At 29.1% G+C, this 16,859-nt stretch carries 14 protein-coding genes and 2 tRNA genes; 2 read left to right on the forward strand and 14 right to left on the reverse strand.

Annotated elements, in window-relative coordinates:
- Positions 1-86: 86 nt before the first annotated feature.
- The 13 genes from mnmC to CAMP5121_RS01555 are packed head-to-tail and all read right to left on the reverse strand — an operon-like array spanning position 87 to position 15,252.
- Positions 87-1,925: a bifunctional tRNA (5-methylaminomethyl-2-thiouridine)(34)-methyltransferase MnmD/FAD-dependent 5-carboxymethylaminomethyl-2-thiouridine(34) oxidoreductase MnmC gene (gene mnmC, locus CAMP5121_RS01495; RefSeq protein ID WP_337214608.1), complete on the reverse strand. Its 1,839-nt coding sequence runs from the start codon at positions 1,923-1,925 to the stop codon at positions 87-89.
- Positions 1,922-3,793: an N-acetylmuramoyl-L-alanine amidase gene (locus CAMP5121_RS01500; RefSeq protein ID WP_442863279.1), complete on the reverse strand. Its 1,872-nt coding sequence runs from the start codon at positions 3,791-3,793 to the stop codon at positions 1,922-1,924. Before CAMP5121_RS01500 ends, mnmC begins: the two co-directional genes overlap by 4 nt.
- The gene (locus CAMP5121_RS01505) at positions 3,786-4,883 is read right to left on the reverse strand and encodes a nitronate monooxygenase family protein (RefSeq protein ID WP_337214610.1); all 1,098 of its coding nucleotides are present in this window, start codon (positions 4,881-4,883) and stop codon (positions 3,786-3,788) included. Before CAMP5121_RS01505 ends, CAMP5121_RS01500 begins: the two co-directional genes overlap by 8 nt.
- The gene (gene tyrS / locus CAMP5121_RS01510) at positions 4,883-6,085 is read right to left on the reverse strand and encodes a tyrosine--tRNA ligase (RefSeq protein WP_337214611.1); all 1,203 of its coding nucleotides are present in this window, start codon (positions 6,083-6,085) and stop codon (positions 4,883-4,885) included. Before tyrS ends, CAMP5121_RS01505 begins: the two co-directional genes overlap by 1 nt.
- Before the next feature lie 12 nt (positions 6,086-6,097).
- Positions 6,098-8,287 (reverse strand): RelA/SpoT family protein, encoded by a 2,190-nt coding sequence (locus CAMP5121_RS01515; protein ID WP_337214612.1) that lies wholly within the window; start codon positions 8,285-8,287, stop codon positions 6,098-6,100.
- Positions 8,271-8,489: a DNA-directed RNA polymerase subunit omega gene (locus tag CAMP5121_RS01520; protein WP_039618002.1), complete on the reverse strand. Its 219-nt coding sequence runs from the start codon at positions 8,487-8,489 to the stop codon at positions 8,271-8,273. The genes CAMP5121_RS01515 and CAMP5121_RS01520 overlap by 17 nt, the downstream gene beginning before the upstream one ends.
- 8 nt (positions 8,490-8,497) lie before the next feature.
- Entirely contained in the window at positions 8,498-9,223 is a 726-nt protein-coding gene (gene pyrH / locus CAMP5121_RS01525) for a UMP kinase (protein ID WP_039628219.1), read from the reverse strand.
- Between the two features lie 55 nt (positions 9,224-9,278).
- Positions 9,279-10,454 carry a peptidoglycan DD-metalloendopeptidase family protein gene (locus CAMP5121_RS01530; protein ID WP_263691638.1) on the reverse strand — a complete coding sequence of 392 codons (1,176 nt, stop codon included), beginning with the start codon at positions 10,452-10,454 and terminating at the stop codon, positions 9,279-9,281.
- Positions 10,451-11,257 carry an ABC transporter permease gene (locus tag CAMP5121_RS01535; protein WP_337214613.1) on the reverse strand — a complete coding sequence of 269 codons (807 nt, stop codon included), beginning with the start codon at positions 11,255-11,257 and terminating at the stop codon, positions 10,451-10,453. The genes CAMP5121_RS01530 and CAMP5121_RS01535 overlap by 4 nt, the downstream gene beginning before the upstream one ends.
- Entirely contained in the window at positions 11,244-11,900 is a 657-nt protein-coding gene (locus CAMP5121_RS01540) for a cell division ATP-binding protein FtsE (RefSeq protein WP_039625813.1), read from the reverse strand. The genes CAMP5121_RS01535 and CAMP5121_RS01540 overlap by 14 nt, the downstream gene beginning before the upstream one ends.
- Before the next feature lie 31 nt (positions 11,901-11,931).
- Positions 11,932-13,122: a tRNA (guanosine(46)-N7)-methyltransferase TrmB gene (trmB, locus tag CAMP5121_RS01545; RefSeq protein ID WP_337214614.1), complete on the reverse strand. Its 1,191-nt coding sequence runs from the start codon at positions 13,120-13,122 to the stop codon at positions 11,932-11,934.
- Positions 13,122-14,336, reverse strand: a complete 1,215-nt coding sequence (locus CAMP5121_RS01550; protein WP_337214615.1) for a fibronectin type III domain-containing protein — start codon at positions 14,334-14,336, stop codon at positions 13,122-13,124. The genes trmB and CAMP5121_RS01550 overlap by 1 nt, the downstream gene beginning before the upstream one ends.
- Positions 14,290-15,252, reverse strand: a complete 963-nt coding sequence (locus CAMP5121_RS01555; protein WP_263691642.1) for an RluA family pseudouridine synthase — start codon at positions 15,250-15,252, stop codon at positions 14,290-14,292. Before CAMP5121_RS01555 ends, CAMP5121_RS01550 begins: the two co-directional genes overlap by 47 nt.
- A gap of 72 nt (positions 15,253-15,324) precedes the next feature.
- Between CAMP5121_RS01555 and CAMP5121_RS01560 the strand changes: the two genes are divergently transcribed.
- Both CAMP5121_RS01560 and CAMP5121_RS01565 read left to right on the forward strand, forming a co-directional pair.
- Positions 15,325-16,434 (forward strand): FtsW/RodA/SpoVE family cell cycle protein, encoded by a 1,110-nt coding sequence (locus CAMP5121_RS01560; RefSeq protein ID WP_337214616.1) that lies wholly within the window; start codon positions 15,325-15,327, stop codon positions 16,432-16,434.
- Positions 16,435-16,486: 52 nt separating this feature from the next.
- Positions 16,487-16,563, forward strand: a tRNA-Ile gene (locus CAMP5121_RS01565).
- Between the two features lie 214 nt (positions 16,564-16,777).
- Here CAMP5121_RS01565 and CAMP5121_RS01570 read toward each other — a convergent pair.
- Positions 16,778-16,853, reverse strand: a tRNA-Met gene (locus CAMP5121_RS01570).
- Positions 16,854-16,859: the final 6 nt, after the last annotated feature.

Below are 16,859 nucleotides of genomic sequence, written 5' to 3' on the forward strand. Positions count from 1 at the left end.
TCATGAAATATTGCTAACTCTATATTTATAATAGCATTATATTTTTACAATATAGCTAATAGCATTTCAGACAAAAAAACTACTTATTATAAAATTTTTCCCTTTTTTAACATTCTGATTAAAAATCTTGCAGGATGAGTAGCATGTAAAAAATCTTTTTCTATTTTTGGCTCATCAAAGATTAATGCACTAAGTATTCTAGCTCCAATAATAGCGCTAGCAAAAGCCCTAGATCCATGAGCAATAGAAAAATACAAAGGAATAAAATCATTTGGTGCTACTTGACTTTTATTTTTATGCCATAAAAGTGCTTTATAATTTTGCATATAAAAATTTTCATCATAGGCTTGACCTATTATGGAAAATCTATCACTAGAATATGATCTAAATCCTACTTTTCCGCCCATAATTTCTAAATTTTCAACATGCAAAAACTCTTTTATATTTTCAATATTTTGCAAATCATCATTTTTTAAAAGCGTTATATCTTGATTAAGTCTATCATAACTTGCACCAATAAGTTGCAAATTTAATTCTTCATTGATAGGACAAATATAACCTTTTGAAGATAAAGCATGAGAATTTTTTAAAAATGGTTTTAAATGAGTGCATTGCCCTCTAACACTGCTTAATTTCATATATTTATACTCTAAAAAATTCTTAACATCAGCACCTTGAGCATAAATTAACACATCATAATCTTTTAATGTTTTTTGATTATTAAATTGCAAAGAAAACTTTTCATTTTCATAAGAATAATCTTTAAATTCATACTCAAAAAACACCCTAGCCTTGCTTTTTTGTAAAAGTGTTTTCACAAGCTCTTGGGGTTTTATGCAAGCTCCATCTTTTAAAAAAGCTTGGTTGTTAATAATTTCAAATAAAACATTATTTTTTTGACTATCAAAACGCTCTTGCATAAGCTCATTATGAGCAAATTCATAAACTCCTTGAGGAATTAAACCTAAAATTTGCCTATAAAATCTACTAGCCTCTAAAAAAGCATATTGTGAAAACTCGCCTAACAAAACATCAGGTTTTAAAATCAAAGAACTTAAAATTCCATTGATATTTCCAGAAGCACCTTTTCCTAATGAATTTTCTTTTTCAAAAACATCTACTTGAACATTTCTTAAAGAAAACTCATAAGCTATACTAGCTCCGGCTATACCTGCTCCGATGATGGCTATTTTTTGTATCTCTTTTTTTAAACTTGGAGTGTTAAAATAAGCAAATTTATCTTCAAACTCAAGGCCATTAAAAACAGCCTGTATCATTTCTCTTTTTCTAAAACCTTTGATTTTTTGTACTTGAAAATTATTATTAATTAAAGCTTTTTTTAAAATGCTTGCAGAAGAAAAAGTCAAAATCTTGGCATTTATTTTTGAATTTTTGGCAACTTTGTTTATAATATCCTCATTAAACATCTCTTGATTTTTAGCAGGAGCAAAACCATCTAAATACCAAACATCGACTTTAAAGTCTAAATTTTGTAACTTTTCTTTAGCATCGCCAAATACCAAATCTAAAAAACAATCTTGAAAATAAAATCTATAAACTCCATCTTTACATGGAGGGTAAAATTTTAAAAACTGCTCTAAAAGCTCTTTAAATTCCTCATAAAAACTAAGGTTTTTATAAATTTCTCTTAATGTTTCTTTTTCTATATAAAAATTTTCAAAACTAAGATAAAATAATCTTTGATTTTCTTTTTTTTCCTTTATAAAACGCTTTAAAGTAAGGAAAAAATTTAAACCTATACCAAAACCAAGCTCTGCAATGATAGTTTGTTTTGTTTGAAATTCAAAAGCATTAGTATAGATAAATTCACTCTCACTTAAACCATCACTAGAATTAAAATAATAATCATCAAAATCCAAAGAAAAAGGTGCATTGTTTTTAATGATAATATTTGCTTTTTTCATTGATTTTTATAAAAATAACTCTCTATGCCATTAGCAATACCAATAGCTAATAATTCTTGGAAATTTTTATTTGTTAATCTATTTCTTTCACTAGGATGACTAATATAACCTGTTTCAATCAATATAGCAGGCATTTGCGCTCCCACTAAAACCCAAAAAGGAGCTTCTCTAACTCCACCATCAACAACTTTATATTTTTTTCTTACATTACTTAAAATCTTTTTTTGAACATCAATAGCTAATTTATTTGAAGCAACGATTTTTTCACGGTTTAAAAAATTTAAAAAGGTTTGTTTGGAAAAATAATTCATCTCTTCAAAATCGGATTGATTTTCCAACTCAGCAGCTTTTTTACTTCTTTCGCTTCTTGCAGGCGATAAGAAGAAGGTTTCAATACCTTGTAAAGTTTTAGCTCTTTGTTTATTTGGAGCTGCATTTGCATGGATAGAAATAAATAAATCCGCCATTTTTTCATTAGCCATAGAGGTTCTATCTCTTAAGTTTATAAATTTATCTGTACTTCTAGTATAATAAATTCTATATCCACGTTTTTTAAGCTCATTACCAAGTTTTAAAGCCACACTTAAAACTACATCTTTTTCTCTAACACCCTTATCACCCAAAGTACCTGGATCTTTACCTCCATGACCTGGGTCAATTACTATGATTTTACCTGATTTTTTAATGGTAGTTTTTGCCGTTTTTGAAGTAGTTTTTGTTGGTGTTTTTTTAGCCTTTTTTTCAAAGCCTATAAATAATTCCTCATCGTCTAAATCAAGATTGGTTTTAAAATCACTAGTAGAATTTAAAACAACTCTTACTGTAGTTTTATTAAATTGCACTATTGTGATGGATTGATTTTTATTGATATCGATTTTTTTTCTATCGCCTTCTAAAATAGCTTCAAAGCTTACAATAGAACGATATGTTTTACCATCTTTAAAAGAATTGATTTTAATATCTTCAATATCAATATCATTGTTTAATTTTAAATTAACACCATTTTTATCTTTACTTGATTTTAAAATATATAAAGGCTCATTTTTAATAATTTCTTTTTTTACTTCTGTTTTTTTAATTTCATTTTGTTTTTTAACTATAGGTTTGGGTTCTTCTTTTTTTTCTACTTTTTCAAGCCCCATAAAAAGACTTTGATCTTTAAGCTCTATTTTGATCTTTAATTCTTTTTTTGAACTTAAGACCAAACGCATACTTGTTGGGTTAAATTGCGATACGATAATATCAAAATCTTTAAATTCAAAAGTTCTCTTAGGTCCTTTTAAAATCCCATCAAAATCTGCAACATAACGAAAATTCTTATCGCCTTTGAGAGTAAAGTTTTTAATGTCTTTTTGGCTGATTTTTTCACTTAAATCAAGTAAGATACCATTGTCTGATTTCTTTACATCAAGTACAAAAAGCTCTTTTTGCACCGGAGCTTTTTTATCTTCTTTTTTATCTTCTTTTTTATCTTCTTTTTTATCTTCTTTTTTATTAATAGGTGATGTGGTATTGGTTTCAATTTTTGTTTGTTCTTTTTTTATTTTTTGATCTTGTATAACTTTTAAAGCATTTTTTAAACGTGAAATTTCTTCTTCACTTACTCCGCTTTCTTTAAGCTCTTGCACATAAGCTTTATCATCAAAGCCTAAAGAATTTGAACTTATGATTAATCTTTTTAAAATCTCATTTTTTTCTTCATTATTATCATTAATCACACTTTGTATATACAAAGATTTTAACTGCTGGTGTAATTGTAGTTTTTCTTCTGAATTAGAAGTTAAAAAATTATGATCAAATTTCTTAACTTCTGCATTAGCAAAAACACTAAAACAAAATAATAAAAAAATAAAAAATATTCTAAGCATCTTCGCCATTAACTAATTTTTTCATTAGCTCTTCTACACTAATAAGCTTATCTAGTCTATATCCATTAGCCCCTGTAAAAAATAAGCCTGTTTCTTTTTTACCGCTCCAAGCATCATATAATCTATCTGCTATACAATAACCCACCTTAGTAGCTTCCTTACCTCTACCGCATGGTGCAACACAATTACTCACACAAGAAATTTTTGGCCCCATTCTTTTATCTACTAAATTTAAAAGATTAGTTCTTACCCCTCTTGCAGGATAGCCAACTGGAGATTTTAAAAGCTCAATATCTTCTTTTTTACAATCTAGCAATACTTGTTTAAAATCATCACTCGCATCGCATTCAAAAGTTCCTATAAAACGAGTTCCCATTTGAACACCACTTGCTCCTAAAGACATCATTTTTTCTATATCTTGCTTATCCCAAATTCCACCCGCGGCGATTAATGGTATATCTCCCCAGTTTTTAATTTCTTGCGCAACTTGTGGTACTATATTTTCTAACTGATATTCATCCATTAAACATTGCTCATAAGTAAAACCCTGATGTCCACCACTTTTTGGCCCTTCAACTATAACTGCATCAGGCAAGCGATTGTATCTGCTTTGCCATCTTTTGCAGATAATTTTTAAAGCCTTAGCCGATGATACAATAGGCACCAAAGCAACATCAGGATAATCTTGTGTAAATTCAGGCAAATTTGTAGGAAGCCCTGCTCCTGAAACTATCACATTAAAACCAACCTCACAAGCATTACGAGCAATTTGCGCATAATTATTACTTGCATATAAAATATTACAGCCTAAAGGTGCGTCTTTACAAACCTTTCTAGCATTATCTATCAAAGCTTTTAGGCCTGCTTTTGAGTAAAAATTATCACTACCATAAGGCTTCGCATTGAACTCTTTATCTATATGCGTTCTATTTTCATAATATCCAGTTCCTACCGAAGAAATAATCCCTAATCCACCATTTAAAGAAACTGCAGAAGCAAGTTTGTCCCAACTTATACCAAGTCCCATGCCACCTTGAAAAATAGGATATTTTATCTCATGCTTTCCAATTTTTAAAGCTTTAAAACTCATCATATTACCTTTAATTTTGCAAATTTTCTTTTTCCAACTTGTAAAATATATTCACCGCTTTCTAGTTGGAATTGTTCATCTTGAACTTTTTCTCCATTAACACTTACTGCATTTGAATTAATCAATCTTCTAGCAGCTGAAGTAGAACTTTCCATTTTGCACTCTACTATAGCTTTTGCAAGCCAAATACTACCTTCTAAAGTAAAACTTGGCATATCACTAGGAAGTTCTTTTGCGCTATGGACTTTGTCAAATTCTTCCTTAGCTTTTAAAGCACACTCGCTTGAGTGAAAACGCGCAGTAATTTCTAAAGCTAAATTTTCTTTAGCTTTTTTAGGATGCAATGAGCCATTTTTAATATCATCTTTTATTTGTGAAATTTCATTTAAGCTTTTTTCACTTAAAAGTTCATAATATCTAAACATCAATTCATCACTAATACTCAAAACTTTAGCATACATATCTTTGGCATTTTCAGTTACACCAATATAATTTCCCAAGCTTTTACTCATTTTATTTACACCATCAAGGCCTTCAAGCAATGGCATCATCATTACCGCTTGTTCTTTTTGACAATTATATACTCTTTGAAGCTGTCTACCCATTAAAAGATTAAACTTTTGATCCGTTCCACCCATTTCTATATCACTTTTTAATGCAACACTGTCATAACCTTGCAAAAGCGGATATAAAAACTCACAAATTGATATAGGGTTTTGTTCTTTGAAGCGCTTAGTAAAATCATCTCTCTCAAGCATTCTAGCAACACTAAAAGTCGAAGTAAGCTCTACTATACCAGCAGCACCAAGCTCATTTAACCATTTAGAATTAAAATGAATTTGAGTTTTATTTGGATCTAAAATCTTAAAAACTTGTTCTTCATAAGTTTTAGCATTTTTAAGTACTTCTTCTTTGTCAAGTTTTTTTCTTGTAGCACTTTTTCCTGTTGGATCGCCTATTTGAGCAGTAAAATCACCTATTAAAAATTGTACTATAGCTCCATGCTTTTGAAGCAAAGCCATTTTGCTCAAAACCACAGTATGACCCAAATGCAAATCAGCAGCCGTAGGATCAAAACCAGCCTTTACAAAAAAATTTTCACCTTTTTCATAGTAATTTTTTACTAAAGAAACTAATCTTTCTTCATCAATAATTTCTGCTATTCCTCGTTTAATTTCTTTAATAATTTCATTAATATCCATAAAAAACCTTTTTTAGTGATTATTATATGCATCATTTAAAGATGTAAAATCTAAAATTTTATATCTAGATTTTAATCTTTCTTTTGCATTCTCAAGATCTATATTATTAGGTAACTCAACTTGTACTTCAAAATAGTTTGCAACAACTGGCTCTGAATCAGCTGAGTTAATACTTAAAACATTAATCTGCATTTTAGCTAAAGTAGTTAGAAAATCTGCTAAAGAACCTTTTTTATTTTCTATAGAAACGATGATTTTGTAACTTTTTATCGAACTATCATTCCAAAAAACAAAAACCATTTCTTTATTATCTTCTATCATTTTCATTGCTTTTTCACAAAGCTTATGGTGTATCGTTGCTCCAGTTGAATGTCTAAAAGCAATAATTTCATCTCCTCTTTTAGGCCTACAACAATAATCAAAATTAATCGTGGTTATTTTATAATTAGAACCAATCACTATGCTTTCAAATTTTTGCTCATTTTGTTCAAATTTAGCTGCTTGATTTTGCCCCATATATTTTCTTAGAGCAATAATTACATCTTTAAAATAATTAAAATCCAAAGCAATTTGTCTTAGCTTTTTATTAAAATTTTCTTTTTCAAGCCATTCTTCTATAAGTTTAGAATCTTTATTAAAAACAGTAGATAAAAGATTAACAGCAATTTTGTTATTTAATTCTTTTTTCTTTTGCTTGCAAAAATCTCTTATACTAGCTCTAGCCTTTCCTGTTTTAACGCTATCTATCCATGAACATCTAAAAAATTCTTCTTCGGAAGTTTCAATGCTAACTATATCTCCATTTTTAAGCACGGTTAAAAGTGGTACTCTCATGCGGTTAACAAACGCAGTTTTTGCATGAAGTCCTACTTTGGTGTGAACTTCATAAGCAAAATCCAAAGCCGTAGCCCCGCGCGGCAAAGTAAAAATTTCACCCTTTGGAGAATATACTGCTATATCTTCTATATATAAACTATCTTTTGCATATTCATAAAGTTCGATAGCATCACAATCTTGCACAGCATTGCCATCTTCTTTACCATGCATAGAAATATCCGCAAGCCAATCTAAATTTGGTGTTGTTATATTTCCTTCTTTATATTTCCAATGCGCTGCCACGCCAAATTCAGCAGTCTTATGCATATCAAAGGTGCGAATTTGAGCTTCTATGATATTTTTTGCATCAAAAAGTGTTGTATGTAAGGTTTGGTAACCATTTTGTTTTGGCAAAGCTATATAATCTTTAAATCTTGAAATTAAAGGATTAAAATGTGTATGTAAAATTCCTAAAGCCAAATAACAATCATAAACTTTTTCAACCAAAATTCTTACACCCAAAAGGTCTAAAACTTCATCAAGCCCCACACCTTTTCTTTGCATTTTTAAATAAATAGAATAATTATGTTTGATTCTTTTGTGTATAACAAAACTACCTTGTCTAAACCCATTTTCCAAAAATAACATTTCTATTTTTGAGATAAATTCATTAAATCCAAGTTGAATTTGTTGATCTTTTGCATTTATATAATTATCAATTTGTGCATATTCATCAGGTAATAAAAACTTAAAACTTAAATCCTCAAGCAAATTTTTTATACTTGAAATTCCAAGTCTATGAGCTATAGGTGCATATACCACCAAGGTTTCTTCGCTGATTCTTTTTTGTTTATCTTCTCTTAAAAAATTTAAAGTAAGCATATTGTGCAATCTATCACAAAGCTTTATTACAAGCACGCTCACATCTTCAACACCAGCTAAAAGCATATTTCTAAAAGTCAAAGCAGATTTTGCAAGCTTTTCATTAGAATTAGAGCGTGTAAGATGATCTTCTCTAATACTGACTATTTTGGTTAAGCCTTGAACTAATTTGGTGACTTCTTCGCCAAAATTTAAACTCAATTCTTCTTCATTGCAATTTGTATCTTCTAACACATCATGTAATAATGCAGCTATGATCATAGACTGCACTGGACTTAAAAAAGCCACAAAAGAAGCCACTAATATAGGATGAACTGCATATGGTTCTCCGCTTTTTCTAAATTGCCCTTCGTGTTTTTGGATACAAAAATCTACTGCTTTTTCTAAAACAGCAGATTGTGGGAAGACCATAAAAAGGATTTCTTTTGCTCTTTGTAAATCCTTACAATTTTTAACATCATCAACAAGTTTATCTAACAATAACTCATCATTTACTAGCTTCAATAAATCCCTCTAAAACGATTTTATCTTCTGCTATTTCATGTAAAGCAATGTCGGTATATTTGTATTTATTTTTATCTAAATTTACCAAAGGTTCTGCACCATTTGCAAGCTCTTCAGCTCTTTTAGCTACTACAAGAGCTAGTTTATATCTATCATCTTTTAGTTTTTTTAATGCTTTTGCAGCTATTTGTTCTACTCTCATTTTTATCCTTAATCTTGATTTTTAACAATAGAGCATAAACTCATATCGCCTTGGATGATTTTTAATAAATTTCCTTCTTTAAACATATTACACACCACAATAGGTAAAGCATTATCTTTAGCTAAGGCTATTGCAGTATCATCCATAACTTTAATATTATCATGCAAAGCTCTTTCATAACTTAGCTCATTAAGCATAATTGCATCATCATATTTTTTAGGATCTTTATCATAAATTCCATCTACCTTAGTTGCTTTAATGATCATATCTGCTTGAATTTCTACCGCTCTTAAAGTCGCAGCAGTATCTGTAGTAAAATAAGGATTACCCGTACCACAAGCAAAAATAACTATACGTCCTTTTTCTAAGTGTCTATGTGCTCTTCTCATGATATAAGTTTCACAGAATGCTTCCATTTGAATAGCACTTTGAACCCTTACATCAAGCCCAGCACTTTCTAATGCTTCTTGCATAGCTATAGAATTAATCACAGTAGCAAGCATACCCATATGATCACCACTTGTTCTTTTTATAAGTCCATCTCTTGCAGCAGATACCCCTCTAATGATATTTCCACCGCCTATTACTATACCTACTTCAACATTTTCGTTAATCAAGCTTTTTATTTCAGAAGCTATGTATTTTAAAATAGAATTTTCTATACCAAACCCATTTTCTCCAGCCAAAGCTTCTCCAGAAAATTTAACCAATACTCTTTTTCTTTTATTGTTCATTAAATTTCTCCTTTGATTTGAAACTATATCAAAATTCGCATTAAAAAAAACTAATTTATTTAATCATCTCTAAAGGATTGATATGAAAATTCTTTTGTGTTACTTCAAAAGTTAAATCACTTTCAACCCTACCTATAATATAACCTTTTTTGATATTTCTACCCACTTTAACCCCAGGTGCAATTTTATCTAAATGCGCATAAATAGTATGTATACCATCTTTATTTTCAACAATCACAACTTGTTTTAAAGTTGGAGTTGCTTTTGCAAAAACTACTTTACCATCTAAGACATTTCTTACTGCAGCATTAGCACTGTCACTTTTTAAAACCACATTTTCATTATAAATTTTAATATTATAAATAGGATCAACATAATTTCCAAATTTTTGCTTTACCGTGTAAGATTCTAAAGGAGCGATTGTCTTAGGACCGCTATAACGCTTAACACTGCTTGTTTGATAACTTGAGCCTACTTGTTTAACATTTGAGCTTGGTTTTTTGTCTTCTTTTTTTTGTGCTAATTTTTCTTCTTCTTTTTCTTTGATAATTTTTAATTTATTAAGTGTTTTTCTTAATTCTTGCTGTTGGGCTTGTAAATTAGAAAGTTTTCTAGTATAAATTTCTTTATCTGTTTTTTGCTTAGCTATTTCTTGTTCTTGCTTTTTTCTAAGATTTTTAAGCTCATCGATTTGATCTTTATAGGTTTTTAAATTATTATTGATTGTGGTAATTTGAGTTTGTTTTTCTTCTATTTTTTTACTTATATTTTCATAATCTTTTGAAATTTGATAAAATTCTTCTTTGAAAATTTTATCCAAAACCCCAACTAATTCTAAAGCTATAATACTATCTTCACTTTCAATATAATTTTTAGGAATTGCCAAATCATAAGCAAAATCTTTAGCAATTAAATCAATAATCTTTCCTTCTATTTTGTTTTTATTTTGCAAAAGATCTTTATTTTGTGCATTGAGTTGCTCTAGCGCTTTTATTTGAGTTTTTACTGAACTTTCAAGTTTAGAAGTTTTTGAAGTTAAAGTGCTAATTTCTGAAGCGATTTTTTTTAGATTTTTTTCATTATCTAAAATTTCACTTGCTAAATCCTCTAACTTTTTAGAAAGTTGCTTTACTATACGTTCATTTTCTTTAATATCTTTTTGTTTTTGTGCAATTTCATTTGCAAATAAAACAGAAAAAGAAAACAAAAAAAGCAAAAAGCATTTTTTCATTTTCTAACCTTAAACATTACAAAATTCACACAAGCAAAACAAACACAAAGCATTGCTAAAAAAATCAAAAACAAATGTGTGAAAATACTTATCTTAGGTAAGCTAATATCCACACTTTGTAAGGCTAGCTTGATAGAATCAAGATCGTAAACTTGGGTAAAAAATAATACAAGCAATAAAAATGCTATAAAACAATCAATAAAAACAATCTTATAAAGCATAAAAGATCTAAACCAAAACGGCGCTCCAAGTAAACACATGATTTCAACTCTTTGAGTATGCTCAAAAAGCCAAATTTTCATTTGCTTAAGCAATAATACAAAGCTAAGCAATATTATAATAAACAAGAAAAACCATAATAAAAATTTCACTAAAACCAAAAGTTTGTAAATTTTTGTATGCGTTTTAGCAAAAGTCTCCACTCTAGTAATATTAGGATTTTTTAAAAGCTTATCTTTTAAAGTATTTAGCTCATCTTCTGATAAAAGTTTATTGAGTTTTAAAGTATAAAATTTTGGCAATGTAGCCTTTAAAACTTCTATATTTTTAGCTGATATATCATTTTTAAGTCTATCTATCATTTCATTTGGATTTAAAATTTCTAAAGACTGAAAATGATTTACCTGATCTTCTATGCCTTTTTTATCTAAATGAGTTTTACCTACTAAAATAATATTATAATCTTTATTTAAAAGTTTTTCATAATGCTCTATAGTTTTGTTTGTAATGATTAAAAACTCAAAAGCAAACATCATTACCATTAAAGCAAATATTAAAGAAAGATGATTTTTAAAAGATTTCATTCATTCTCCCATTTTCTATATTAAAACGACGATAATCAAGTCTTAAATTAGTAGGAATTCTATGCGTAACAACCACTACACAAGTTCCAAGTATTTCTCTAGCTGATTTTAATAAAGTCCATATAATATCTGAAGAATACTCATCCAAATTTCCCGTTGGCTCATCACATAAGAGTAATTTTGGATTATGTGCTAAAGCTCTTGCCATAGCCACGCGTTGTTGCTCTCCACCTGAAAGCTGAGCTGGCTTCTTATCAGCTTTGAAAGTTAAATTTACATGCTTTAAAAGCTTTGCGGCTTGTTCTTTACATACATTCTTACTATAACCTTTAATCATCAAAGGTAGCATTACATTTTTTTCTACACTAAATTCTTGAACTAAACGATAATCTTGAAAAATAATTCCTATTTTTTGCCTAAGCTGTAAAAGCTCAGCATTAGAAATATCCACTAAATCATTATTACAAACTTTTAAATTCCCACTTATTGGCTCTAAATCTCCATAAAAAGATTTTAACAAAGTTGACTTTCCACTACCGCTTTTTCCTGTAATAAAAACAAAATCATTATCTTTTAGCGAAAAACTAGCATTTTCTATAACAAGTTCATCATAACCAAGACAAAGCTTTTTAGCTTCTATCATCACTGCTTTTCCTTATTTATTTTATAAATGATTATTTGATATAAGAATACAATATTTCTCTTAATTTTTCTATAGCTTTTAAATTTTCTTTAGTTTTAAAAGGCTGTTCAAAAATAAATTCTATCTTTTGTGCGTTTAAAGCTATATAAACATGCTCAGGCTTATAAAAAGCACCAAAAGCTATTTTAATGACAAACCCATCATCCTTAATATACATTTTTTCAAAATGCAAGAAAAAATCCTCACCTTTAAAAACTTCATTTTTAAAATTCTTTTTTATACAAGCTAATTCTTCTGCGTTTAATCTTAAATCTTCAATGGCAAATTTTTGATCCTTGCTTAAACTTTCACTCTTGCTGAAACCACTAATGATTAAATCATATATATCTTTATTTTGCCTTTTCCAGCGATCTTCATATTTGCTTGAAATTTCTAAATTTTCATTTTTCTTAATCAAGGCCTTTAAATGAAAAAAATTCAAAAAAGTTTCTAGGGTAAAATCAAAATACAAAAAACTATCTGTTCTAAGTTCAAATTGCCCATTTTCTTTTAAAACCCTAGCGCATTCATTTGCAAAATTTAACCCGACTACCCTACGATGAGGCTTTTTATCCCAAGGAACAGGAAAATGCAAAAAGATTTTATCTATCAAATTAGACTCAAGTACGCTTAGTAATAATCTTGCATCGGTTTCTATTAATAAAACATTATTTAAGTTTTCGCTTAAGGCAAGTTTAGCTACTTGCTCCAACGCAGGGGTGTAAATTTCTATACCTATAATCAAAACATCAGGATTTGATCTTGCTTGATAAAGCAAATGCCTACCACTTCCAAAACCTATTTCAATAAAAATTTGCTTTTTGTTTTTTATTTGCTCTAGTAATTCTTTTAAATCATTAGCGATTAAAGGGGTTTTTTGGATTAACCTTGTATGTTTTAATGCTACAGCTTCACAAACTACATCTTGAGTAAAGTTTTCTTTAAACACAAGTAAAGCTTTTTGCAAATATCCAATTTGCGAAGGCTTAGTGTGTTTTTCACCCTTAATAAGCCATTCTTGTTTTTTTTCATCTTTTTTAATCTGCAAAAAAAAGTTTTCTTGCTTTATGCGCGTAAAAAGCAAGTCTACATTTTCACCTTTAGCAAGCCATAAAAATTCAACCCCATCTTTTTCAAAAGGAAGTTGAATTTCTTTTAAAATTTTACACTTAAAATTTGGCATTATTTCACCGCTGTAAATTTATCAGAAGCTTTTGATTCTATACCATTTGCATCAATTGCTATAACCTCATAACTATATACTTTTCCAGGAACAGCTGTTATATCTTTTAATTGTTTAGATTTAATCTCTTTAAACACAGCATTACTTCCACCACCGCTTCTTTTAACTATATACTCTTTAGCTCTATCATCATTATCAACCCATTCAACTCTAATACCATCATCTTCAACAGCACATAAAATAATACTTGGTGCTAATGGTGCCCCTAAGGTAATACCTTCTACAGGCTCACTTGCTATAGGACTTTCCAAGCCATCTTTATCGACCATACTCACTTTATAATATCTTTTTTCAGCCACGCCTTTAACCACATCTTCATAAGTATTTTCAGAAGTTTTAGCTACCACGCTAAAAGGTAAAAAGGTAGTTGAACTAGAATAAATTTTATAATAAGCAAAATCAGCATAGTCAATTTTATCCCAAGTTAAAATGATTTTTCTTGGCGCATCTTTACTTGCTTGTAAATTACTTACCATAGGAGGAAGTGCTTTGGTGGTTGATTCTACTATTTTACTTGGAGTACTTTTAATACCATCATAAGTTAAGGCTATAATTCTATATTGAAAACTTTCATCAGGTTTTAGCGAATCATCTATATATTCAGCACTTAAGCGATTTTTGATTCTAGCTAATTCTTTAAATTTCATATCTTTCATGTTTGCACGCTCAATGATGTATGAATTTACTCTTACATCAGGGTGTGGTCTCCAAACTATTTTTACACGATTTGGCAAACCCACAATAGCTTGCACAAAAGGCACTGGATCAATCACTCTATTGGTAAAAGCTTCTATACTCACGCCATCTTGAGAAACTTGTCCAAGCTCGTTAAAGGTTTTCATAGAATAATAATATCTTGTATTTGGCTCTAAATTTGTATCAGTATAATGAGTTTGAAATTTATTTTTAATTTTTGCTATAAGCTCCATAGGTGCACCAGCTGCATTTGCCCTATAAATATAATAGCCTGCTATATTTTGATCATACAATGGTTCCCATTCAAAAGCTATGCTTGTAATATCACTTATACTTTTAATATTTGAAATTTTTGGTAAAGTATCGTTTACTTGAGCAATTTGAGGCGAACTCATAGTTGTACTACAAGCACTAAAAGCCAAAGCAGAACTTAAGATAATCCAGTGAAGTTTTTTCATCTATCTCTCCTTGTGTAAAATTTTCTTTTAAAATTTGATAAAAATCATCAAACATAGGAGCTTTTATAAACATTAACTCTTTAGTCCTAGGATGAATAAAATAAATCAAATACGCATGAAGCATTACTCTATTATACTTTATTTTTCCTTTATATCCGTATAATTCATCTCCTAAAATATAGCGATTAAAATCTGCTAAATGCACCCTGATTTGATGGGTTCTTCCTGTATATAATTTAGCAGCTATTAAAGAGCAGTTTTTAGCACTTAATAAATTTATAAAATCTGTTTTTGCATTTTTTGCTAAAGGATTTTTGGTATTTGTAGTAATTTTTTTAAGCCTATTATTAGGACAACGCATAATGGCTTTTTCATTACTCATTTTATCATTTTTCAAAGGCAAGTCACTCAAAGCAAGATAAAATCTTCCCATACTTTTATCTAAAAGCTGATTTGCTAAAAATTGATGTGCTTGATTATTTTTTGCTATGATGATAGCTCCGCTTGTGCCTTTATCAAGTCTATGCACAAGCCCTGCTCTATGCTCTCCATTTAAATTTGATAAAGCATAGCCCTTATGTAAAAGCCAATCCACCAAAGTCGCTTCTTTAACACTACTTGCACCATGTACGACAACATTAGGAGCTTTGTTTAAAACTAAAACATCATCATCTTCGTATAAAATTTCTATATCAAACTCGGGCGTGTAGCTTTCTTTAGCTTCTTTTACTAAAGGTAAAAAAATACTTATTTCATCTTTTTGTTTTATTTTTTTAGAACTTTTATTTTCTAATTTTTCATTAATATATATGCAATTTTCTTTGATTAGTTTAGCAACTTGCGAACGACTTTGTTTAAGTATATCTGATAAAAAAATATCCAATCTTTCTTCACAAAGTGATGAAATTTTTAGCATATTATATTTCCTTGTGATAAAATTTGCAATTTTAGCATATAATTACACAATATTTTGTAAAAAAGGTTAGCTTTGATAAAACTTGATAGAAGAATTCTAACGCATTTTGATTTTATTCAACCTCTTTTAGTATTACCTATCATAGCTATATCTTTTCTTTTAATTTATGAAGCAAATATACGCTTAGCCGAAAAACAATTTATCTATACTTTAGTAGGTTTTGCAGGATTTGCATTTTTTTTCTTTTTACCTTTAAGAAGATTAATGTGGCTTATACCTGTGTTATATTGGATTAATATAGCTTTGCTTTTGAGTGTGGATATTTTTGGTGTTGAAAAACTTGGAGCTAGAAGATGGCTTGAAATACCTTTTACACATTTTACCATACAACCTTCTGAAATTTTTAAGCCTTCTTTTATTTTAATGTTAGCTTATTTGATTTATCAAAACCCACCACCTCATAATGGCTATGGTTTAAAACAATTTTTAAAGCTAAGTTTTTATATTTTACTCCCATTTTTACTTATAGCAGGAGAACCTGATTTAGGAACAGCTTTAGTACTTTTAATAGTGGGCTTTGGAACGCTTTTTATCATAGGAGTAAATTATAAAATTTGGCTTAGCATTTTTTTAGCTATAGCTATAGCTTCGCCTATTATTTATAGTGATTTTTTAAAACCTTATCAAAAACAAAGAATTCATGATTTCTTAGCTGAAGAGCCAAGTTACCATGTAAAACAATCCATCATTGCAATAGGAAGTGGTGGTTTGAGCGGAAAAAAGGCTGATGAAGCCACACAAACACATTTTAAATTTTTACCTATTTCTACGAGTGATTTTATCTTTGCATATTTGTCTGAAAGATTTGGTTTTATCGGTGCGGTTGTAATCATATTACTTTACACCTTACTCATTTTTCATTTATTGAGTTTAAATTATAAGCTCAAAGATGATTATTTTACAAGAGTAGTAACAAATTGCATTGCTTTATTTATTTTCATATATGTAGCAGTAAATATATCAATGACCATAGGTTTTGCTCCTGTTGTTGGTATACCTATGCCATTTTTTAGTCATGGGGGAAGTTCTTTTGCTACCTTTATGATTTTCTTTGGAATTTTACAAAATTTAATAACTTTTAGATATTTAGCAATAGAAAAAGCAGTAAAAATAAAATTCTAAATTTAAATTAAGGAAATAAAGATATAATAACATTTTTATTTTAACTTCTGGCGGATTTATAGCTCAGTTGGTTAGAGCAACCGGCTCATAACCGGTTGGTCGCAGGTTCGAGTCCTGCTAAATCCACCATTTTATTTAATCTCGTATTTTTATTCTGATCAAAACTTTTTTTAAATTACATTCTTATTTTAATTATTTTTTAAGTGTTTTATATTAAAGCTAAATTCAAATTTCTTATATGTTAAATTAGAGTATTAAAACTAATGAAAATCATTAAAAGTAAGATTAATAATATTTTTATTTACTATTAATTTAAATTCTTTTAAAAATTTTATTAGGAAATTGGTTGCGAAGGGGAGATTTGAACTCCCGACCTTCGGGTTATGAGCCCGACGAGCTAACCACTGCTCTACTTCGCGGCATCA

The sequence above is a fragment of the Campylobacter sp. 2352 PW genome (assembly GCF_024723575.1).
Lineage (GTDB): Bacteria > Campylobacterota > Campylobacteria > Campylobacterales > Campylobacteraceae > Campylobacter_D.